The sequence below is a fragment of the Natronoflexus pectinivorans genome (assembly GCF_004345615.1).
In the GTDB taxonomy this organism is placed as follows: Bacteria; Bacteroidota; Bacteroidia; order Bacteroidales; family Marinilabiliaceae; genus Natronoflexus; species Natronoflexus pectinivorans.
This window is the reverse complement of sequence record NZ_SLWK01000006.1, coordinates 207994-229784: the sequence shown is the minus strand read 5'-3', so window position 1 is coordinate 229784 and position 21791 is coordinate 207994. Positions and strand designations below refer to the sequence as shown.

General features: G+C 41.5%; 18 protein-coding genes. 12 read left to right on the top strand and 6 right to left on the bottom strand.

Annotation, left to right across the window (positions count from 1 at the left end):
- Positions 1-45 precede the first annotated feature (45 nt).
- Together aroB and EV194_RS10120 are read left to right on the top strand one after the other, a co-directional pair.
- Positions 46-1113 carry a 3-dehydroquinate synthase gene (gene aroB, locus EV194_RS10125; RefSeq protein WP_132433916.1) on the top strand — a complete coding sequence of 356 codons (1068 nt, stop codon included), beginning with the start codon at positions 46-48 and terminating at the stop codon, positions 1111-1113.
- 35 nt (positions 1114-1148) lie between these two features.
- Positions 1149-2375, top strand: a complete 1227-nt coding sequence (locus tag EV194_RS10120; RefSeq protein ID WP_132433915.1) for a 3-phosphoshikimate 1-carboxyvinyltransferase — start codon at positions 1149-1151, stop codon at positions 2373-2375.
- Here EV194_RS10120 and EV194_RS10115 read toward each other — a convergent pair.
- The 3 genes from EV194_RS10115 to EV194_RS10105 all read right to left on the bottom strand — a co-directional run bounded on the left by EV194_RS10115 (position 2365) and on the right by EV194_RS10105 (position 6137).
- The gene (locus EV194_RS10115) at positions 2365-3060 is read right to left on the bottom strand and encodes an ABC transporter ATP-binding protein (RefSeq protein ID WP_132433914.1); all 696 of its coding nucleotides are present in this window, start codon (positions 3058-3060) and stop codon (positions 2365-2367) included. The two genes, EV194_RS10120 and EV194_RS10115, sit on opposite strands and share 11 nt — an antisense overlap.
- Positions 3057-4547, bottom strand: coding sequence for a DUF5687 family protein (locus tag EV194_RS10110; protein WP_132433913.1), 1491 nt, complete (start codon positions 4545-4547; stop codon positions 3057-3059). The genes EV194_RS10115 and EV194_RS10110 overlap by 4 nt, the downstream gene beginning before the upstream one ends.
- 81 nt (positions 4548-4628) lie before the next feature.
- Positions 4629-6137 carry an acyl-CoA dehydrogenase family protein gene (locus EV194_RS10105; RefSeq protein ID WP_132433912.1) on the bottom strand — a complete coding sequence of 503 codons (1509 nt, stop codon included), beginning with the start codon at positions 6135-6137 and terminating at the stop codon, positions 4629-4631.
- A 193-nt stretch (positions 6138-6330) separates the two neighbouring features.
- On the opposite strand from EV194_RS10105, the gene EV194_RS10100 reads away from it, so the two are divergent.
- Positions 6331-6867: a cold-shock protein gene (locus EV194_RS10100; protein WP_132433911.1), complete on the top strand. Its 537-nt coding sequence runs from the start codon at positions 6331-6333 to the stop codon at positions 6865-6867.
- Positions 6868-7482: 615 nt separating this feature from the next.
- Complete coding sequence (locus tag EV194_RS10095; protein ID WP_132433910.1) at positions 7483-7923, top strand: Hsp20/alpha crystallin family protein; 441 nt, start codon at positions 7483-7485, stop codon at positions 7921-7923.
- Between the two features lie 41 nt (positions 7924-7964).
- On the opposite strand, the gene EV194_RS10090 is transcribed toward EV194_RS10095, so the two are convergent.
- Positions 7965-9035: a PorP/SprF family type IX secretion system membrane protein gene (locus EV194_RS10090; RefSeq protein WP_132433909.1), complete on the bottom strand. Its 1071-nt coding sequence runs from the start codon at positions 9033-9035 to the stop codon at positions 7965-7967.
- A 10-nt stretch (positions 9036-9045) separates the two neighbouring features.
- Entirely contained in the window at positions 9046-12924 is a 3879-nt protein-coding gene (locus EV194_RS10085) for a PKD domain-containing protein (protein WP_132433908.1), read from the bottom strand.
- A gap of 291 nt (positions 12925-13215) precedes the next feature.
- Here EV194_RS10085 and EV194_RS10080 point away from each other — a divergent pair, with 291 nt between their 5' ends.
- Positions 13216-14127 (top strand): proline dehydrogenase family protein, encoded by a 912-nt coding sequence (locus EV194_RS10080; protein ID WP_132433907.1) that lies wholly within the window; start codon positions 13216-13218, stop codon positions 14125-14127.
- Positions 14128-14142: 15 nt separating this feature from the next.
- Here EV194_RS10080 and EV194_RS10075 read toward each other — a convergent pair whose 3' ends face one another.
- Entirely contained in the window at positions 14143-15516 is a 1374-nt protein-coding gene (locus EV194_RS10075; RefSeq protein ID WP_243699384.1) for an MATE family efflux transporter, read from the bottom strand.
- Positions 15517-15684: 168 nt separating this feature from the next.
- Here EV194_RS10075 and gdhA point away from each other — a divergent pair, with 168 nt between their 5' ends.
- From gdhA to EV194_RS10040, 7 genes are all read left to right on the top strand, one after another.
- Positions 15685-17052, top strand: coding sequence for an NADP-specific glutamate dehydrogenase (gene gdhA, locus EV194_RS10070; protein WP_449406766.1), 1368 nt, complete (start codon positions 15685-15687; stop codon positions 17050-17052).
- Positions 17053-17101: 49 nt separating this feature from the next.
- Complete coding sequence (locus EV194_RS10065; RefSeq protein WP_132433906.1) at positions 17102-17872, top strand: TatD family hydrolase; 771 nt, start codon at positions 17102-17104, stop codon at positions 17870-17872.
- Positions 17873-17885: 13 nt separating this feature from the next.
- The gene (locus EV194_RS10060) at positions 17886-18911 is read left to right on the top strand and encodes an asparaginase (protein ID WP_132433905.1); all 1026 of its coding nucleotides are present in this window, start codon (positions 17886-17888) and stop codon (positions 18909-18911) included.
- 387 nt (positions 18912-19298) lie between these two features.
- A complete protein-coding gene (locus tag EV194_RS10055) occupies positions 19299-20099 on the top strand; it encodes a MotA/TolQ/ExbB proton channel family protein (protein ID WP_132433904.1) in 801 nt (266 codons plus the stop codon).
- A gap of 9 nt (positions 20100-20108) precedes the next feature.
- Positions 20109-20555 (top strand): hypothetical protein, encoded by a 447-nt coding sequence (locus tag EV194_RS10050; protein ID WP_079556463.1) that lies wholly within the window; start codon positions 20109-20111, stop codon positions 20553-20555.
- 60 nt (positions 20556-20615) lie between these two features.
- The gene (locus EV194_RS10045; RefSeq protein ID WP_132433903.1) at positions 20616-21197 is read left to right on the top strand and encodes an ExbD/TolR family protein; all 582 of its coding nucleotides are present in this window, start codon (positions 20616-20618) and stop codon (positions 21195-21197) included.
- Complete coding sequence (locus EV194_RS10040; RefSeq protein WP_079556465.1) at positions 21198-21680, top strand: ExbD/TolR family protein; 483 nt, start codon at positions 21198-21200, stop codon at positions 21678-21680. It begins immediately after the preceding gene.
- The last annotated feature ends 111 nt before the right edge of the window (positions 21681-21791 follow it).

Sequence of the window (21791 nt, the reverse complement as noted above, 5' to 3'; positions counted from 1 at the left end):
TCGTCAACTTTTGAGAATATTAGAATTCATGTTTTACATAGCATTATGCAATCACTACATACACAAGAAACAGATGTTTTCCTGGCTGACAATCTGGCCAATGACCTTGAGCAACTGATTGAGCCTTTTAAAAATGAAAAGATTTTTGTCCTTACCGACAAAAATACTCACCGCCATTGTTTCCCGCTGATAAGCCGGATTGAAGGTATTTCTGAAGAGCGTTGCATCATAACGGATCCCGGCGATGAATATAAAAACACCGAAACGCTGATTTCTGTGTGGCAAAAACTGGTGGAAGGCGGAGCCAACCGCCATGCTTTGCTGATTAACCTTGGAGGCGGAATGCCTTGCGATTTGGGAGGTTTTGCCGCAGCTACCTTTAAAAGGGGAATTGCTTTTATCAACATTCCAACCACACTTCTGGCTCAGGTGGATGCGTCGGTTGGAGGTAAAACCGGAATCAATTTCATGGGGTATAAAAATGAAATTGGTTCATTTATGCAAGCCAAACATGTTTTGGTGGATACGACGTTGTTAAAAACCCTTGACCAACCCAACTTAATTTCCGGTTTTGCAGAGATGATTAAGCATGCGTATTTAAAAAACGAACCATTACTGAAAAGAACCCTCAATTTTGACATTCTCAATCCCGACATGCAAGAGTTGTCAAAACTGGTAGCAGAATCCATTAAAATAAAAGACGAGGTGGTAACTGCCGACCCTTTTGAAAAAAACATCAGAAAGGCGCTGAATCTTGGACATACCATTGGTCACGCTTTTGAGAGTTTTGCCCTCAAAAACAACCAACCGGTTTTACATGGGTATGCCGTGGCATGGGGAATGGTGGCTGAACTCTATTTGGCGCACATCAAACTGGGTTTTCCTCTAAAGATGGTTGAAGAACTGACTGCATATACAAAAAACATCTTTGGAAGTTTTTCATATACAAAAGCTGATTTTGATTATTTGTATGAAACCATGACTCACGATAAAAAAAATCAGGCAGGACGCATCAACTTTACACTTTTAAAAGCTGTTGGAGATATTGCCATCAATACCCACTGCGAAGTGCACGAAGTGCACGAAGCGCTGAGCTTCTATCTGGAAAATTAAATAATCATTTGTTGAACCTTCTTTGAAATCTGTATATGTCCATCATCATAAAAGCACCTGAAAAAACCAATAACATCAACGTAGAATTGCCTGCATCAAAAAGCATCAGCAACAGGTTGCTTATTCTTAATGCATTAAGTTACAGTCCGCACCCCATTAAAAATCTGTCGGATAGCGACGACACAAAAGCTATGTTGCAGGTTTTCAACTCAAACACCAACCATTTTGACATTGGCGCAGCAGGCACCACCATGCGGTTTTTAACCGCATACCTTTCAAAAATTGTGGGAGAATGGACCATTACCGGCAGCACACGTATGAAACAACGGCCTATTGCTGTTTTGGTGGATGCCCTGAATCAGCTTGGAGGTAAAATTGAGTACATGGAAAAGGAGGGATATCCTCCTTTAAGGATATTTGGGAGTTCGCTGACCGGAGGTGAGATGGAACTGCCCGGCGACATCAGCAGTCAATATATTTCGGCTTTGTTAATGGTTGGTCCGGCCATGGAGAATGGCCTCAGACTAAAACTTACCGGAGAAATCACCTCCCGTCCATACATTCATCTTACCCTAAAACTGATGGAAATGTATGGCGTTAAATGCCACTGGAAAGAGAACATCATTACCGTGCCTGTTGCCAATTACAAACCGGTTGAAGCCAAAGTTGAATCAGACTGGAGCGCAGCCTCCTATTGGTTTGAAATCATAGCGCTTTCTAATCCCGGCGATTCTGTTACGCTGAAAGGACTTGACAGGTACAGCTGGCAAGGAGACTCCGCCGTAGCTGAGTTGTTTAAGAAGCTGGGTGTTCAAAGTAAATTTTCAGCGAAAGGACTCACGCTGACCAATACCGGAGAGTATGCAGAGAAGTTTACACACGATTTTACCAAGGAGCCTGACCTGGCACAAACTTTTGCTGTAACCTGTGCATTTCTAAACATTCCGTTCAGTTTAACAGGACTACACACACTTAAAATAAAGGAAACCGACCGCATTCAGGCTTTGGTAAACGAATTGGGAAAATTCGGATTTGAATTGAACACCAACGATAAAGACAATCTGGTTTGGCAAGGTGATAAAAAAGAAGCGACCTCAGATATTGAAATTGCCACTTATAAAGACCATCGCATGGCGATGGCCTTTGCTCCGGCCGCTTTAAAACACAACCTGTTTAAAATTGCCGACCCGACGGTGGTATCAAAATCTTATCCGGCTTTTTGGGATGACCTCCGCAAGGCAGGATTTGAAATTACTGATTAAAGTAATTCTCAAGCTCAACCGCCATTTGTTCGTCAGATTTCATATCCTTTATTACCAAACCCTTCTCCAACAAAACTATCCGGCTGCAAATTTCAGTCACATGATTCAAGTCGTGACTGGAAATAAGAAATGTACGTCCGAACTCCTCCTGCTCCCTTCTGATGATTCGTTTCAGTCGGGTTTGGGAGGTGGGGTCAAGGTTCTCAAATGGTTCGTCAAGCAATACCAGACCAGGATTACCAAACAGTGCAGCAGCCAAACCTGTTTTCTTGATGTTTCCCTTTGACAAGTCCCTGATATATTTGGATGTGCCGGTAATTTCTCCGTTAAAAAAATCAAAAAACCGGTCTAAATGAATGCGAACATCTTCTTTTGACAAACGATAGAACTTTCTCAAAACCTCAAAATACTCATCGGGAGTTAAATACCCCAACAACATATACTCATCCAGATAGGCACCTGTTCTTTTTTTCCACTCTTCGCCTAAACTCACATTTTCACCATTGATTGTGACAGAACCGGCTGTGGCTTTTATCATATCCAAAATCAGACGAAAGAGAGTGGTTTTTCCCGCACCATTATTCCCAACCAGACCGAAACACTCTCCTGTTTGTATCTGAAGATTGTCAATATTTAATACCACTTCCGAGTGGTATTGTTTTTTTAAGTTGATAATTTCTATCATGACTCTTTTCTGAATGTAGAAGATATATTATATCGGTTTTCAATAACTTTTTTCACCGCAAGACCTGAGAAATATGGAAACAGAATTAAACCTATCAGCCCTATTCCTCCAATTACAATAAAAGCAACTACCTGGCTAAAAAAGAAAGACAAAATAGCGACAATGATTAATGGAACTCCCAAAACAGGAACTGCAAGTAGAAACTGTGCGCATCCCATGCCTTCCATGTTCCATGTTCCGCCTGCATTGAGATTGATGGGTTTGGGTTGCCATAAGGCAAGCCAAACTATTATGTTCAAATTAACTCCCACATTGTATAAGAATGCGGCCAAATGCAGATACAATATCTGCCATCCAAAATAAGCATAAGGCAGAGATAAGATAAGCATAAAAGAAACAGCCAACATATAAAGCAGGTATTTGCCGCGAATTAAACTGGAAATACCATCAGGTTTGTTCATGAAAAAATCGAAATGAGAACTGTTCCAACTTATAAACAACTGACCAAATTGCATCGCAAGCGTTCCGGTAATAAAAATAGCCGGCAATATTAACACAGTGCTAATGGATCCATCTTCGTTAAAGTATTGAGGATTGGTGTAAAATATCATTCCATATGTTAAGAAAATCAGACCTGTAAAAAGGAGGTTTCTGCTTCTTTTATGTCTCAAAATTAACCTCCATTCAAGTATGGCAATATCACCCAGAAAACCAAATCGGGATAAGATTCCCGGAGCATAATTGTAAAAATTGTACCCGACTTTCTTTACATCATCTTCAAGATGGGTGTGCAGTTTAAAACTTCGAAATACAAGAAGAAAGAAAAACAGCATAACAAGCAACAGAACAACAAAGGGAATGACGCTACTTGCTGCAAATTCGAAAAATGGATGCAATCTGGTCAGTACAGCGAGATAACCAAAGTGATCCATTCCGAGAACCAAAGCAATTACCGCCAAAAACAGTAAAAACCCCCTGAATCCCTTTTCAGTTTTGAGTTTTAGAAGAATTACCAACCAATGCAGTGTGAAACTTATGGCCAGCAAAGTGCCTAACCATAAAAAGCCTGCTGTGCTTCCGTAAAACGGAATCACAGCCTGACGTGCAAATGGTAAAAAGACGGCCAGAACCAAAAGGCTCATTGGAGATATCAGAGATTTTAGAAGTAACCAAAAGGTAAGAAGGGACTTTGGAACAGGTAAGTGAATAAAAGGAGAAATATTGGCTCCGGGAACTTTTTGAAAAAAGTAGCGAAGCAATATCTCCATCAGGAAAAAGTGAGCCAAATATGTGTTCACAACATAAAAAACATCATCACTTCCTGTAAGGGATTGAATTACGCTGGGCAGAGCTCTTCCTATAAGGAAAAGCCAAAATAAAACAAACAGCATTGAAAAACCTGCAAAGATGTTGACAAGGATATTCTTTGCAAGGTTGGAAGACCGGAATAACTGCTTAACCTCAAGCTTAATAAGTCCTAATATCATTTTTGGGCACGGTAAAGTGAATGCACAAAAATAGAACTTTTGTTTTAAGCATCCACCTTTCCGGCACTAAAAATCAAAAAATCAGACAAAATCCCGCCAGTTGCTTTCCGTATTGTAGACCTCTATGGCATTTACCTGACGATTAAAGTGGTAACCTGACATCAGCATCTCAATCTCCTGCTCCAAAATCGTTACAGCATTTTCAATAAGCTGATGATTAAACCCCGTTGCACCCAATTTGAGAACCTGCTCCATGGAAACAACGCGTCCTACAACCTGTCCCAACTCCACCATTTTTCGCTGTGGCAATGCAGATTGAATTTTAAAATCCAGAATGGATTTAATGCGTTCTGACGCTTTTGATGTCAGAGAGTTACTTTTTAAAGCATAAAAAAGATTAAACTCTTTGGCCTTTTTCATCAACTTAACTAATCCTTCCGAAATTTGAGCGTACAGAATGTCATTGGAACCTTCAAAAATCTGGAATGGACGACTGTCAGTAATACCCCTTCCGGCAATGTGATTAATTTTATAGGCTTGTGCACCCACCAATTGAGTGGCTGATTGAGCGGCCTCCTGCATCATATCCGTCACCACACTTTTAACTGAATTGGCTTCAAGTCCATTCAGACTTAAATCATTTTCTATACCGGCTACTTTACTGCTGTTGTGGCACATGGCCGAGGTGATGGTAAAATATGCCTGTAACTTTGCCAAGCGCTGCTGCACCTGATCGTAGCTGAGAAGATTTCTTCCTCCTATTTGACGCTCACGTGAGTGTGCGATTGATTCATCAAGAAGCCGATGAATAAATCCCATGGCCATTCCAGGGAATTGCATCCGACTCCGGTGGAGCAGATCCAACATCATCTTTACCCCGGTGGTTTCAGGAATCAACCGCCGCGATGAAGGTATCTGCACATCCAGAATGTTACGCCCATAAGGAATTTGATACAATCCCAGGTTTTCATAAACCTCATCTACTTTTATTTGCTGATTGGGTTCATTCACATCACAAATAAAAAAATCGATATCCCTTTTAAGTTTTCCTTCAGGCGACATTTCTCTGGCGGTAAGTAGCCAAAAATCAGCCCAACCGGTTAATCCTGCCCAGTGCTTAGTTCCCTGTATATGATAGTTTCCGTTATTCTCTGTAAAAGATGATTGCATATTCAGTGCATCACTACCGTAATCAGGTTCTGTAATCATTAACCCACCCATGTTTTGATGATTGATAAATCGATCAAAAACATGCTTCTTTGACTCTTCGTTGGCATATTTGGCAACAGGTTGAAGAAACAACGCTGAATTAATACCGAAAGTCAGTGAAAGTGCAAGCGATTCATAGGAAGCTGCTGCCAAAAGGCCAATATTTTCTTCCATTTTGCAACCACGGCCGCCGTATTCGGCTGGTATTCCTACTGAAAGCGGATTGATACTCATAATCTCCCGCATGACAAACGGTGGCATTCCTCTCTTCAATGCCATTTGATCAATGTCGGCACGCAGATGAAAAACATTTTTCATGGCCGCATTTAACTCATTCAGAAATGCCTCAAAAGGCATTTCCTGAAAATTACTCTTACTCATAAAATAACAGATATCAGATAAACATATTTCCGTCCAGCAGGATTATTAAAATATACAATCAAAAAACTGAACCATATGATATGAACACCAAAACGTGATTAAAGTTCTTCAAATCAATAATCAATTGCAGAACATTGCATGTTAAGCTTTTTATCGTAACTTTGTCCTCTAATACTTAATTTAATCATTTTATATGGCAAGATCACAGGAAACTTTTGGAAAAAAAGAGAGAGAAAAAAAGAAACAAAAAAAGAAGCAGGACAAGGAAAAGAAAAAAGAGAACCGCCAAAAGCAGAGTCTTGATGATATGATTGCCTATGTTGATGAGAACGGGAACATCTCCTCTACTCCTCCCGATCCGGGTAAAAAGAAAAAAGAAGTAAAAATTGAAGACATCGAAATAAGTGTATCACGCCAAAAAGATCCTGAACCGGAAGATTTGATTCGTCATGGTATAGTTACTTACTTCAACGATTCCAAGGGATACGGTTTTATTAAAGATCTTGAAACCCAGGAAAGTGTTTTTGTTCATTTAAATGGATTGCTTGACAGAGTTCGTGAACGCGATAAGGTAATTTTTGAAACAGAGAAAGGCCCCAAAGGTCTGAATGCCATAAAAGTGAAGTTTGAGCCTAAGGTAGAAAAACCTGTAGCAAAACCTGCTGAAAAAGAGGTCAAGCCAAGCGAAGAAGAACAGAAGGACGAAGATAATGCGTCATCTGCTGAATAATCATTATAATAGACCTTTTGATTTATTCCGAGACATTAGGAACTAGATACTGAGCACGGCGAAGTTCCACACAGCGGAATTAGATTCTGTGCACAGCAAAATTTTAACACAGTAAAACGAGTCCCGAAATTTCGGGACTCGTTTCATTTTCACACTCTTTGAACACCCCTAAATATTTGATTTTTACATTTCGCGCAAAAGCATTTTCGTTATAACAGGGGCGTCAGCCCTGGCATCTTCGTAGCAACGAGGCATCAATCCAATCCCCCAAGGGGCGTAGCCCTGGTATCTTAATGCATAAAACAAAGCTCGCCGCAATTAGGAATATTCATGTTTAACCTGCCGTGCAGATTGCAGGGCTAACGCCCCTCCGATCTCAACGCTTGATATTTTATTCTACGAAGATTACAGGGCTACGCCCCTTTAAACACATATACCCAATCCCATGCTCGGTCATTTTGTCATTAAATAATTTACAATGCTGCCATTACGACATACAATGTGCCGTAAAACTGTCAATATTACCGCTTTAAACGCATGGCATTTGGTTTGCAATCCTTCTATCAGAATCAAAAAAAACTAAAGTTTAACTAAAATATTTAGGAGGATTAAGCTATGGCTATTGTAAGAAGATTCAACAACCAAATGCCTGACATCTCAAACATTTTTGATGATTTCTTTGGCGGTGATTTCTTTAACGCACCAGTAACTTCAGGCAGACGTTCTGTACCATCGGTAAATGTTCGGGAAACACAGGACGAATACGAGATTGAAGTGGCAGCTCCCGGCCTGAACAAAGACGACTTTAAAGTGGAGGTAAATAACAATGTACTGACCATTTCATGTGAACGCGATGAAAACAAAGAAGAATCAGATAGAGGATACACCCGTCGTGAATTCTGCTACACTGGCTTCCGTCGCTCTTTCGCAATCCCACGCAACGAAGTGGATGAATCAAAAATTGACGCTTCCTATAAGGATGGAATTTTAAAAATCACTCTTCACAAACGTGAAGAAGTAAAGCCAAAACCGGCAAGAATGATTGAAATCAAGTAAATTTAGAAGCGCTCATTGACCAAAGTCAATGAGCGCTTTTTTTACCGGAATAAGCGTCTGTTGTTTCGACGATATTTTTGAGCCTCATTAAACAGGGGGTTTGCACTTTCACTACATGGAACAGCCGGACGACGTCCGCCCAAACGCATCTGCTGATTAAACTCATAAATAAGAGACAACTCGTGAGCCCCGGCACTTTGAAGCCCCAAACCTGAAATGGTTATATCGTAACTGTAGCCAACTCTGAAAGGCCCATATTTGTAGCTCATTAAAACTATCAGAGCGTCATGATTTATGCGATTGTCAACCTTCGAAAAAACTGGTAATCCACGATACCAAACACCTAATTCTATCGGATTATTAAACCAGTAAACACCTGCATCAAGCTGATTAAAACCATGTTGATGCTGGTACCTGAAACTGGTTGCAAAAGCTCTTTCCTGATTTGTCCTACGCCGTTGCTGTGTCCATATATTGGCTCCTCCAAACAACACATATTTTCGGTTTAGACGTACCTCCTCTCCCAAAAAAGATTCTGTCGGCTGAGTTAAATGATCGATTGTAAGTCCTACCCACAAATATGGGTTATAAACCAACCCGGAAGCTGCAAAATCAACAAAATCCATGCGCTCATTAGAAAGTCTCTCCCAAGAACCCGACGCCCCACTGCCTATCTGCTCATCACCAAACACAAGTTTACTAAAATCCAACGCCCTGCTGCCATAGGCAAACTGAAGTCCGGGGACAAAATGCCACTGGTTATTCAACTGTAAATTGTAGCTGTATTGTAAAGCTGCATGAGTAAATGTCAGATCAGCACTCCCCGCCCTGTCCTGAATGATCTGTATCCCCACACCACTATTAAATTGGTTGAAAAAATTATCAAAAGATACGGCAGAGGTTGAAAAAGCCTTGGTGATTCCCGGCCACTGGTTACGATAGTTCATAACCAACCGCGCCCCATCAGTAGCACCGGCAAGCGAGGGACTCAAATATAACGGAGCGGCGTAAAACTGAGAAAAATGCAAATCCTGAGCCTTCAGGCTCACTCCACAAGCCAAAACAGATACCAAAAACAGGTACTTTATTCTATTTATCCAACAAATCCTCATTCAAAAATCCTTATCTTATCAGTGTAACATCGCCCGCTCTCACCCTCATCTTACCATCTGCCGTTTTATAACGAACCCGATAAATGTAGACTCCCTGGGGAACCAGTCTGTTTTGTTGATACCCATCCCAGCCAATGTCTATATCATTGCTTTCAAAAATAAGCTCCCCCCAACGCGTATATATTTGCAACTGATATTCAATAATTCCCTTTTGAGTTGTGGGATAAAAAACATGGTTTCTTCTGTCTCCCATTTCATATTTTCCACCGGAAGACCCCGAAGGGTTGGGTGTGAACGCATTGGGGAAAGCCAATTCACCACCTTGTTCTACCGTTAAGGCCTCTCTAAATAGATATTCGTCTGTACATCCATCATCGTTGGATACCTGAAGCGTGACATCATAAACTCCCACCCCGCTGTATTGATGAGTGGGTGAAAAATCTGTTGAGGTTGCTCCATCTCCAAAGTTCCACAGATATGACGTTGCACCAATTGACCTGTTTATAAAAGCCGGGGAATCATCAGGAATATAAAGCAATCGGGGAACCACCTCGAACATGGCTACCGGATTCTCAAACACCACAATTCGCAAGTCCTCTGCTTCACTCACTCCACCGTGACCTGTAGCAGTTAATCTAACATTATATGTACCTGGGGTACGATAAACATGCACCGGTTCAGCATCGTGTGACATACGACCATCACCAAAATCCCACAAGAAGGTATGTGCATCAACAGTATTGTTTCTGAACTCAACAGTAAGCGGAGGACATCCGCTTACGGGGTCGCCATAGTCAACAACGGGAAGCATGGGATGTATCAATACATCTTGCGTAAATACATCACTACACCACTCACTGTATGCAGTAAGAACGATGGTATAATTTCCGGAAACCCCATATTGATGTTGACCCGGATTAACGCCATCAAATACATTTCCATCACCAAACTCCCAATGATATTCCCAATCAGTTCCTTCGGTAAGGTTGGTAATGGAAACTTCTCTGTCCGGCATGTGTAATTCAACCGGAGATACTGAAAAGTTTGCAATGGGAGAAGGGAAAATCGTTACTTCTGCAAAAGCTGTTGCCTCGCAGGAGAATGCGTTTATGCCGGTAACCCGGGGAGTGAAAACGACTGGCTCCTCCCCATCATTAACATATGTATGAACAGCTTCACGACCACTGATGATGGTGTTGCCATCATCAAAAACCCAATCATAACTCACAGCTCCAGATGACGCTGAAAACAAAACTTCAAGTGGAGAACATCCTTCGGTGGGGGTTGCGATAAGTGTTAAATCCGGAACCGGATATACCGTAATCGGTATATCCAACGAATCTTCACAGCCAAAAGAGTTTTCTGCGAACATCCGAACCTGATAAGACATGACAAAATTTTCATCATTTCCAAATAAGTATTGGGGAGAAACTTCATCCGAATAATCGACTCCAGCCTCAAAAACCCATCGATAACTATCAGCTGCGGTGGATGTATTCACAAACTGCACCTCCAAGGGAGCACATCCCGCATTGGGTGAAGCAGATGCTCTGGCTCGTGGAGACGGTGCCACTTCAATGGGAAAACTGTAACTGTCGTTGCAGTTGTATAAATTTGATGCAGTAAGTGTTACATTATAAACTCGCACATCTCCGGAGAGATTTTCGTAGATAAAGGATGGTTCCGCTTCGGAGGAGACAGCTCCGCCGCCCAATTCCCAATGATATTCATCGGCACCGGATGATTGATTGCTGAAAGTAACTTGATACGGAGAACATCCGCGATCCGGCAATGGATCAACCAAAGCGACTGCCTGTGGCAAAAATTCTACTTCCACCTCCGCAAAACCTCCGCAATTGGCAGATGTGGTTTCAGTCCACCTAAAACGGTATATTCCGGGTTCGGAAACAAGGACACCACTTTCAGGCAAATTTTCATCATCAAACGTAACGCCGCCAGCTCCCGATTGCAACGACCAACTACCAGTTCCATCATCAGGAATTGCTTCCAGAATAGTCTCTGTTCCACAAACAGAAACGTCATCCATAATTCCAGGTGAAGGAACATCAGAAAAGGTAATTGTTACAACATCGGCGGAAATACAACCATCCAAATCTGCCAACCAGCGAAATTCATAAGTTCCGCTTTCAGTTACGGTTACGGATGTCTGAGCATCCGTAGCATCGGCAAAAGCGGCATCACCATCTCCAGATATTAAAGACCATAACCCTGAAGCATTTGCAGGTTCCACAGAACCTCCTAATTCATAAACCAATTCGCATACATCGTCATCATCTCCGGCACTTACAAATGGCTGTTCTTTTACAATAACCGTGATGATAGCTTCGCTGCTACATCCTCTGTCATCGGTTACACGATAAAGAAATTCAAAAACACCTGTTTCTGTTGATAAAAACTCAGGATCTGAGACATCTGTGTCTGATAAAAGATCGATATGATCTCCCTCCCATTCGTGTAAAACATAAACCCTTGACCCTCCAGTAGTAATGGGGTTAAGTGCTAATGGCGCTCCCTGGCACGCTTCCACTACAGGCGGATTAAACTCTATTTCTACCGGTTCTATTTCGATGACAATACTTTCGGTGGCTCCGCAATTGTGTTCATCTGCCACGGTTACAAAAAGATTAAAAACACCTACATCGGTGGTAAAGAAAATCGGATCGGCGATTGTGGTACTGCTCAACGGATCGGTATCACCTGTCCAGCTGATATTTAAAGGTGGGGTTCCTCCTGTAATTTCAATATCCAGATACTGCTCCAAACCGGGACAGAGGTAAAAGGCTTCGCCGGCAATCAGGTCAATTACGGGAGACTCACGCACTTCAATCTGCACATCACCCGAGGCAGAGCAGCCGTTATCATCTGTAACAAAATATTCGATGGTATGCAAACCCGGCCCGGCTTCGGAAGGATAAAACCAGCGGGAGTTGGGATTGATCATTCCGGGACCACTCCATGTACCTCCTGTGGTGGCCGGATGAAGCAGTACCCGGGGATCATTATCACAAAAAGGACCAATGGCACCAACAGAACCATCAGGTAAGTCAACAATTAAAGCGATGGCAGTGGTTTCAACCGGATCGAATCCCTGATCGTAAGGATTACATTGGTTCCAGTTTCGAATGGTCACCTCAAAAAAGTCACCCACCTCAAAATAGTCGGGGATATAAATTTCCATGCTTTGATTCATGGGAGGTGTTGGAGCTTCAATAGGCTGTGGGGTAACCTCTACCGGCCCTTCAAATGGATAAGTTCGAACAGTGCCGTCCACCGCAGCAGAAGAGATGTTGGTACCACCTGTTCCGTAAACCCATTGAATCCATCTCCGGCGTTCATTTTTCACATCATTTTCGATGGGTGGAACACAGTTCCACTGACTGGCATCCATAAAAGTAACAGTTCCGTCGTTTCCAACGCAAATCGGAAAAACCTCCGGATTGATCTGCATCTCGCCGCCGTTTTCGTCATCGGTATCCCATACGGTAACAATTTGGGTTTGAATAGAACTGGTACAAAGAGTACCATCAACCACCAGCATCACCTGAATGGTATAAGTACATTTATCTCCTCCTCTTGGGTAGAGGTGGCTTGTAGAAACAATCCACCTGTTATTGCCCGGATTAAAAGTAGCCGGTATAATTTGTGGTGCCGAACCGTCATCCCAGTCAAAATATATGCTAACGTTACCACCTGCATAGGTAAGTCCACCGTAGTAAACTTCAAGATTGGCCGTAACAGGTGCGCACAACCTGCCGGGCTCGAAATCAATCCCGTTGGAAATGTAATCGCACTGTTGAGCTTTAACCTCTATTCCTGAAAGAAACAGAAAAACCCAAAACAATAAACCGGCTAACCTTTTCACCACCATTTTCTATCATCAACAATAATTAATCATTTCTCTTATTCAATCTCTTCCGAAAAAGACGGAGAGCCAAAACCAGTTTCACCCCATTAAAGGCGATATTACATCCCATATATTACTCTGCCATTGCATAGTAATATATTATAAGTTCGTACTTAAACGGTAAAATGTCAAACGCAAAAATCAAAAATGAGTTTCATCATTTTTTAATTAGCAAATAAAATGGAATTTAACTGTAGAATTTTGGAGTAGAGAGTGATCAAGACAATCACAAGGTATTGACATAATTAATAACGTATGATTCAAAAACTAATTGCATCCATTCTGCCTTTCTTACCGAAAAAATTCATCTGGATGTTTTCCAAAAGATACATCGCAGGTGAAAACATCGAAGACGTGGTAAAAACAACATACGACTTGGATGCCATAGGAATAACCGTCACCATCGACTTTTTGGGTGAGTTTGTCACTACCCTGGAACAAGCTCGTGCTCAAAAAGACACCTATATGGCCTTGATCGACCGGTTTGGTCGGCAAGAGGTTAACATCTCTATATCCTTAAAACCAAGCAGTTTTGGACTACTCATAAATGAAGAAACATGCTACTCTCTGGTGCGAGAAGTCGTTATAAGAGCGGCTGCCAACAGTCGAAGGGTACGCATCGACATGGAAGATTCCAAGTGTGTGGATCGAGAGATAAAACTCTACAAAAGGCTCCACGAAGAATTTCCTCACAACGTAGGGATAGCTATTCAGGCCTATCTTAGAAGAACAGATGCAGACCTGAAAAATCTGCTGAAATGGAACACAGAAGAAACCCCGATTAACATAAGACTCTGCAAAGGAATTTACAATGAACCGGAAACCATTGCCTATAAAAAATATGAGCAAATCAATGCTCAGTTCCTTAAAAACCTTGAATTCCTGCTCACCAACAACATCTTTGTGGGAATTGCCACACACGATAAGCATCTTATCAACGGAGCGTTAAACATCATTCATAAATACGGTTTCAAAGAAGACCTGTATGAGTTCCAGATGCTCTACGGCGTAACCCCTGAATTGGGTAAAGAACTTGTAGAGAAAGGTCATCCTATGAGAGTTTATGTTCCGTTTGGGAAAGATTGGTTTAGATATTCAACCCGAAGATTAAAAGAGAATCCAAAAATGGTTGGACAAATTATAAAAGCACTTTTCGTGAGAGGTTAATGCCACCACGTGGCATCAACCAAAACGTTTTCTGATGGCTTTCGGGTACAGAATGGTCAACATCACACTTCGGGAAAGCATAAACAAAACCATTGCAACCCAAATGGCGTGATTCTCCAAATAAGGAAACAGCAGATAAAACGGCACAAAGAAAAACAACAGCGCGGAAAGAAATACACTGTTTCGCATGGCTCGTGATGCGGTAATACCAATAAAAACACCATCCCATATAAAAGACCCGAAACTGACTAGAGGTATCAAAACCACCCAAAAGAGATACCTGGTTCCGGCCTCAATCACCTCTGCCTGATCAGTAAATACGCCCAAAAGCATTTTCCCCATGACTGCATACAACAATGAAAAAAGGATGGCAAACCCTATTCCCCATCGAAACAGAAGCACTACAGTCCTCTGTAAACGGATTTTATCACGTGCGCCAAAAAACTTCCCAACCAGAGCTTCACCGGCATAGGCAAAACCATCCAGGAAATAGGCAAAAAGAAACAGATATTGCAACAAAGCACTGTTTACGGCCAACACAACATCCCCAATTCCTGCCGAACGTGATGTAAAAAAAGTAAATACTGCTATGATGCTCAGCATTCTGATAAAAATATCACCACTTACATTCAGGAAATGTTTAAGATTACGAAGCAGTGGCATCAATTTAAGAGTAAAACCCGACGATAATGCACGGTACTTTTTATAAAACAGAAGAATCGCCAGCAACAAACCTGAATATTGGCCCACCACCGAGCCCAGCGCCACTCCCTCAGCCTGCATGTGAAAACGGTTCACAAATATATAGCTCGCAATCACATTCACAAGATTTACCGTAACAGCAATCAGCATAGGATATATGGCGTTCTGCATTCCCAAAAACCAACCATACAAAACCATCAGAGCTATGGCAGCAGGTGCGGCCCAAATCCTTACAAAATAATATCCCCTGGCAATCTCCTTAACCTCTTGACTGCCCTCCAGCAACCAAAAACTAAAATTGGCCAACGGAACCTGCAGAGCCAAAAGGAGCAAACTCCCGGCAATGGCAATCAACATACCACGTTCCAACACCAATGCCATCTCCTCTTTGTCGTCGCGCCCAAAAGTTTGCGCAGCAACCCCACTCATTCCCATTCTTAAAAACGCAAATCCCCAATAAACAAAATTAAAAATAACACTCCCCAAGGATACTCCACCCATAAAATGAATGGAATCCTGATGTCCCATCAGATACATATCAACCATCCCAAGCAAAGGAACCGTTAAATTTGTAAATATATTTGGTATGGCTAGCCTGTATATCTGTCTGTTCACGTCTATCTGTTTTCGGCAAAAATAGTGATTTACATCGAATCCAAAATTCATCGAACCACCCTGGTAGCTCATTCTCCCCATTTACAAATCATAACCATTATTCAAGCATCAATAACATGATTTTTATCAAGCCCCACTAAAGCAATCTCTTAACCGCTGTTTTACTGATCATTACACCCACCTATCAAAACCCAAATTCCTCTTACAATTTAACAGCATTATTCAAAAAAAATCTTATTTTTGAGTAAACCACATTTAAAAACTTACACCATGGACAGCAAGCTTAAGGAGTTTATGAACACTGTCAGGATGAATAATCCGGGAGAAGAAGAGTTTCTTCAGGCAGTTCAGGAAGTCGTTGAAACCATATGGGAATTCTACCAGGAAAACCCCCGTTATAAAAAAGCCAGAATACTTGAAAGAATGATTGAACCGGAAAGGGTCATAATTTTCCGTGTTCCGTGGATGGACGATAACGGCGACGTCCATGTAAACAGGGGATTCAGAGTGGAGTACAACTCAGCCATAGGACCTTACAAAGGTGGACTTCGATTTCACAGCAGCGTATCCCTCAGCAGCTTAAAGTTTTTGGGTTTTGAGCAGACATTTAAAAACAGTCTGACATCTCTGCCCATGGGTGGAGGGAAGGGTGGCTCAGATTTTAACACCAGGGGAAAATCAGATGGTGAAATCATGCGGTTTTGCCAATCATTCATGAGCGAACTATATCGGCATATTGGACCAAACACTGACGTTCCTGCCGGCGACATCGGCGTTGGCAGTCGAGAAATCGGATATCTATACGGCATGTATAAAAAGTTGAAAAACGAATTTACCGGTGTTTTCACCGGTAAAGGAAGAGAATACGGAGGAAGCCTCATTCGACCCGAAGCTACCGGTTTTGGGGCCATCTACTTTGTTAGGGAAATGCTCGCATTACAAAATGAAAGCCTAAAAGACAAAACCATAGCGCTCTCAGGCTTTGGAAACGTGGCATGGGGAGCAGCCACCAAAGCAGTAGAGTTGGGTGCCAAAGTCGTAACCATTTCCGGTCCCGATGGCTACGTTTATGATCCGGAAGGCATCAGCGGAGAAAAAATTGATTACATGCTTTGGCTGAGAAATTCAAACATGGATGTGGTCAAACCATATGCAGAGAAATACGGTGTTCAGTTTTTTGAAATGAAAAAGCCCTGGGAACAAAAGGTTGACATTGCCATTCCATGCGCCATACAAAACGAACTCAATGAAGAAGACGCAAAAACCCTTATAGGCAATGGTTGTCAACTCATTGCCGAAGCCTCCAACATGGGTTGCACCGCCGAAGCTGCCACGCTGGCTGCCAAAGAAATCCTATTTGGCCCGGGAAAGGCAGTTAACGCTGGTGGCGTGGCCGTTTCCGGACTCGAAATGACCCAAAACAGCATGCGAATAGATTGGACTCGCGAAGAAGTTGATGAGAAATTAAACCAAATCATGACCAATATTCACAATACATGTGTTAAATTTGGCCAACAACACACAGGAAAAATCAACTATATAAAAGGAGCCAACATCGGTGGCTTTGTAAAAGTGGCCGAGGCCATGATGGCACAGGGACTGGTGTGATCATAGCAACTGAACACTGAAAATTGAACACTGATAACTGAACACTGAAATGATAGACACCCACTCTCACATTTATGCGAAAGAGTTTGACCAAGACAGAGACGAAATCATACAGAGAGCAAAAGATGCCGGTATTACCGGCATCTTTTTGCCAAACATAGACACAGAAAGCATACTGAGAATGCATGATACGGAAGAGAAATACCCGGACATCTGCAAAGCCATGATGGGTCTGCATCCTACATCTGTAAAAGAAGACTATAAAGAACAGTTAAAACTGATTGAAAAACATCTCAACCAAAGACCATACGCAGCTGTTGGAGAGATTGGCATGGATCTATATTGGGACACCACATTCAGAAAAGAACAGGAAGATGCACTGATGGCGCAAATCAATTGGTCGAGAGAGCTGAATTTACCGGTTGTTATTCACACGAGAGATGCATTCCCGGAGATATTTTCCGTTTTCGATAAAGTATATGACCCGGAGCTTAAAGGCATCTTTCATAGTTTTTCAGGATCGCTTGAAGATGCCAAACGCATCCTCTCCATGCCAGGATTTTATCTCGGGATAAATGGGGTAGTAACCTTCAAAAAGTCAAATCTCCCTGAGATACTTACTGAAATTGGGTTTGAAAAACTGGTTCTTGAAACCGATGCGCCATATCTGGCTCCTGTACCATATAGAGGAAAAAGAAACGAACCGGCATATTTAACAAATGTAATCAATAAGCTATCAGAAATTTTCAATGTTTCTATAGAAACATTGAAAGAGGCAACCACAAAAAATGCGATAGATCTTTTCGGAAAAATCGATTAAAACCAAATTTAAAGTGAGACAAAAACTCCTTATCATATACACTGGCGGAACCATTGGAATGGTTAAAGACACCACGACGAATTACCTGGTTCCTTTCGATTTTGATAACATCTATCAACGCGTTCCCGAACTCAATAAATTTGATTTTCTGGTAGAGAGCACCTCCTTTAGTCCTGCTGTGGACAGCACCATGATGCGTCCGGAAATCTGGATTCAACTGGCCTCAATAATAGAAGAAAAATATCATGAATATGAAGGTTTTGTTGTACTTCATGGTACCGACACCATGGCCTATACGGCAAGCGCTCTCAGTTTTCTTCTGCATAACCTAAACAAGCCGGTGATACTCACTGGCAGCCAACTCCCTCTGGGAGCCATTCGTACAGATGGCAAAGAAAATCTTCTAACGGCTATAGAGATTGCATCAGCTCAAAAAAACGGACGCGCACTGGTTCCCGAAGTGGCCATATATTTTCAGGACAAATTATTCAGAGGGAACCGAACGACCAAATATAATGCAGAGCATTTTCATCCATTCAGATCAGATAATTATCCTGCTCTGGCAGAAGTTGGAGTTCATATAAAATATAACTATCCCTATATCAGATACGCCACAGAAGAAGGCCAATTCTATGCATCAAAAAAGATGGACACATCCATTGCGCTAATTAAAATATTTCCGGGAATCACCCCCTGGGTTTTAAACGCGCTTCTGCAGGCAGAAGGAATAAAAGCTGTGATACTTGAAACATACGGCTCCGGGAATGCCCCAACCCATAAATGGTTTCTTGATGCCCTGGAAAATGCCGTTCGTAAAGGTCTGATCATACTCAACGTTACACAATGCCTTGCAGGCAGTGTGGAAATGTGGCGTTATGAAACAGGCATCCATCTTTCCGGGCTGGGTGTTATCAGTGGGCACGACATGACCACCGAATCAGCTGTAACAAAGATGATGTACCTACTAGCAAACAGTAGTTCTCCCGAAGAGGTAAAAAAGAACCTCAATAAAAACCTTAAAGGTGAAATAACACTTTAATCAAGCGCTATTTTATATTTTTTTTGTAATTTGCACCCGGTTTGACGATTCTATAATCAACAACAAAAAATATAAGATTTCGGATTCATAATAAATAATAGTGAATCGAAACAGGAAAAAAAGGATTACAACGAGTGGCTAAAGAGCAAGTTGAACTCATTAACAATCAGTATATTTTAACGTTTGTTTACGTTACAGCGTGTTTAAAAACAGCTATTCGCCATTAAAGATAATATAAGCACCCCCTAGGCGTTAAATATTTTAAATTCTGATGGCAAATATTTGTTTTTCGTAACAGATACAATTATTTTTGTTTTCAATGTTTAAAAATAAATATGATCATTGAGTATTAACAAACCAATACAAATTTCAAATTAAGAACACATTATGAAAAAGCTAATTGCGTTTTTGGCAGTTGTTGGGATGCTTAACTTTTTAAGTTCATCAGCCATTTTTGCTCAGGAAGAAGAAACAGTAGGAACCGAAGTTGTAAACCAAGCAGCTCAGGCAGCTCCGGTAACAGTTGCAGAGGAAGTGGAAGAAGCTGAGGAGCGTGGCATCCACAAAGAAATTAAAGCTAAATTCATTGAAGGTGGTGCCATATTCATGAGTTTTGTGTTACTAGCTCTTATCTTCGGTTTGGCTATCTGTATCGAGCGTATCATTTATCTGAACCTGGCATCTACCAACACAAAGAAATTACTTCAGGATGTTGAGAATGCCCTTCAGGAAGGTGGCGTTGAGGCAGCAAAAGAAGTTTGCCGTAACACCAGAGGTCCTGTTGCTTCAATTTTCTATCAGGGACTTGATCGTTACGATGAAGGCATTGAAGTGATCGAAAAATCAGTTATTTCTTACGGATCAGTTCAAATGGGACTGTTAGAAAAAGGAATGACCTGGATTTCTCTGTTTATCGCCATTGCTCCTATGCTTGGGTTTATGGGAACAGTAATCGGTATGATCGATGCTTTTGACAACATTCAGGCAATGGGTGACATTTCTGCAGGTGCAGTTGCCGGGGGTATTAAAATTGCCTTGATTACTACAGTATCTGGTTTGATTGTTGCGATTATTCTTCAAGTATTCTACAACTACATTGTATCAAAAATCGATGGAATTGTGAACACAATGGAAGACGCATCTATCTCTCTATTGGATATTCTGGTAAAATACAACACCAAAAAATAAGACCAAATTATGACTAAGCTTTCAAAGATATTAAACATTGTTTTATATGTATTGTTGGCTGTTACAATCGCATTGGCCGGATTATTCTATTTCGGCGGAGAGATTGAAGGAGCAGCTTACAAAACACCTGTTTACACAGAAAGTATATTAAATTGGGCCATTGCTCTTGTAATATTTGCAGCAGCTATCTCAATCATTGCTGAAATCATAGCATTGGTTCTGCGTCCTAAAAGTGCAATTCGCTCCTTGATTTCTATTGTAGGACTGGCCATCATCGTGCTGGTTGCATACAGTCTTGGAGACGCCACAGCTTTGGTTTTACCTGGCTATGACGGACCGGATAATGTACCTTCCATGCTAATGTTGGCAGATACATTTCTATACTCGATGTACTTTTTGTTTGGTATAGCAATTGCAGCCATTCTGTATACAGAAGTATCGAGGCTGTTTCGCTAACAATGGTAACAAACCTATACCATTACCAATGGTATAACAACAGAAAAAGAATTATTTTCTATGGCTAAAAGAGATATACAGGAAGTTAACGCAGGTTCAATGGCAGACATTGCTTTCCTGCTGCTGATCTTCTTCCTTATGACCACCACCATGGATACAGATACAGGGTTGACCAGAATGCTACCCCCACCGGTACTGGATGACCAGGAGCCCCCGCCACCAATCAGGGAGCGAAATGTATTTGAGGTGCTCATAAATGCTCAAAACCAGCTTTTGGTTGAAAGACAACCAATGGCTTTGAGCCAACTAAGAGATGCAGCAAAAGAGTTCATTGAAAACCCTTTGAACCTGGATCATTTGCCAGCTAAAGAAATGGTAGACGTACCTTTTTTTGGAACAGTTCCCGTAACAACCAATGCGGTAATCTCTCTCCAAAATGACCGGGGTACGCAATATCAAATGTATTTGGCGGTGCAAAATGAACTTCAGGCAGCTTATACTGAACTCCGTGATGAGATTAGCAGACGTCAGTTCAACAGACCCTACAGAGATCTGACTTCGGATGAGCAAGCCGCAGTAAGGCAGATATACCCACAAAGAATATCTGAAGCTGAACCACGTAATTTTGGAGGAAGAAACTAGATGGCAAAATTTAAAAAGAAAAAGAAAGGTGGATCAGGAGCGATTAACACAGCTTCGTTACCCGACATCGTTTTTATGTTGCTTTTCTTCTTCATGGTAAGTACTACTATGAAAGAGGTGGAAATGAAGGTGATTACAAGATTACCCGAAGCCACTGAATTAAGTAGACTTGAGAGAAAATCTCTGGTGACTTACATTTATGTTGGAGTACCTATGCGTCAGTATCAAAGGAGCCACGGAACTGAGCCACGCATTCAGTTAAATGATCAGTTTGCAACTCCTGAGGATATTCAATCATTTATTGCGCAGGAAAGAGAAGCCATGAGAGAACACGAAAGACCTCTTATGACTGTTTCCATAAAAGCTGACTATGATTGTCCAATGGGTATCATTACCGACATTAAGCAAGCGTTAAGAAGAGCACAAGCCTTGAGGATTAATTACTCCGCAAGACAAGGTGATGATCTGGCCTATAACTTTTAAAATCTAAGATTTTAAATAGGCACACTATATTAATAAACAAGAACGGTCAATTCGCATAGCGGATTGACCGTTCTTGTTTTACTTCAAAAAATCATCTATATTAAAACCCTG

What these genes read in the sequence shown, in the direction of transcription:
- EV194_RS10055 (WP_132433904.1), top strand. Translation starts at nt 19,299, where the DNA reads ATGAAAAAGCTAATTGCGTTTTTGGCAGTTGTTGGGATGCTTAACTTT.
- EV194_RS10095 (WP_132433910.1), top strand. Translation starts at nt 7,483, where the DNA reads ATGGCTATTGTAAGAAGATTCAACAACCAAATGCCTGACATCTCAAAC.
- EV194_RS10110 (WP_132433913.1), bottom strand. Translation starts at nt 4,547, where the DNA reads ATGATATTAGGACTTATTAAGCTTGAGGTTAAGCAGTTATTCCGGTCT.
- EV194_RS10075 (WP_243699384.1), bottom strand. Translation starts at nt 15,516, where the DNA reads ATGAGCTACCAGGGTGGTTCGATGAATTTTGGATTCGATGTAAATCAC.
- EV194_RS10090 (WP_132433909.1), bottom strand. Translation starts at nt 9,035, where the DNA reads ATGAGGATTTGTTGGATAAATAGAATAAAGTACCTGTTTTTGGTATCT.
- EV194_RS10045 (WP_132433903.1), top strand. Translation starts at nt 20,616, where the DNA reads ATGGCTAAAAGAGATATACAGGAAGTTAACGCAGGTTCAATGGCAGAC.
- EV194_RS10115 (WP_132433914.1), bottom strand. Translation starts at nt 3,060, where the DNA reads ATGATAGAAATTATCAACTTAAAAAAACAATACCACTCGGAAGTGGTA.
- EV194_RS10050 (WP_079556463.1), top strand. Translation starts at nt 20,109, where the DNA reads ATGACTAAGCTTTCAAAGATATTAAACATTGTTTTATATGTATTGTTG.
- EV194_RS10120 (WP_132433915.1), top strand. Translation starts at nt 1,149, where the DNA reads ATGTCCATCATCATAAAAGCACCTGAAAAAACCAATAACATCAACGTA.
- EV194_RS10085 (WP_132433908.1), bottom strand. Translation starts at nt 12,924, where the DNA reads ATGGTGGTGAAAAGGTTAGCCGGTTTATTGTTTTGGGTTTTTCTGTTT.
- EV194_RS10080 (WP_132433907.1), top strand. Translation starts at nt 13,216, where the DNA reads ATGATTCAAAAACTAATTGCATCCATTCTGCCTTTCTTACCGAAAAAA.
- EV194_RS10100 (WP_132433911.1), top strand. Translation starts at nt 6,331, where the DNA reads ATGGCAAGATCACAGGAAACTTTTGGAAAAAAAGAGAGAGAAAAAAAG.
- EV194_RS10040 (WP_079556465.1), top strand. Translation starts at nt 21,198, where the DNA reads ATGGCAAAATTTAAAAAGAAAAAGAAAGGTGGATCAGGAGCGATTAAC.
- EV194_RS10105 (WP_132433912.1), bottom strand. Translation starts at nt 6,137, where the DNA reads ATGAGTAAGAGTAATTTTCAGGAAATGCCTTTTGAGGCATTTCTGAAT.
- EV194_RS10065 (WP_132433906.1), top strand. Translation starts at nt 17,102, where the DNA reads ATGATAGACACCCACTCTCACATTTATGCGAAAGAGTTTGACCAAGAC.
- aroB (WP_132433916.1), top strand. Translation starts at nt 46, where the DNA reads ATGCAATCACTACATACACAAGAAACAGATGTTTTCCTGGCTGACAAT.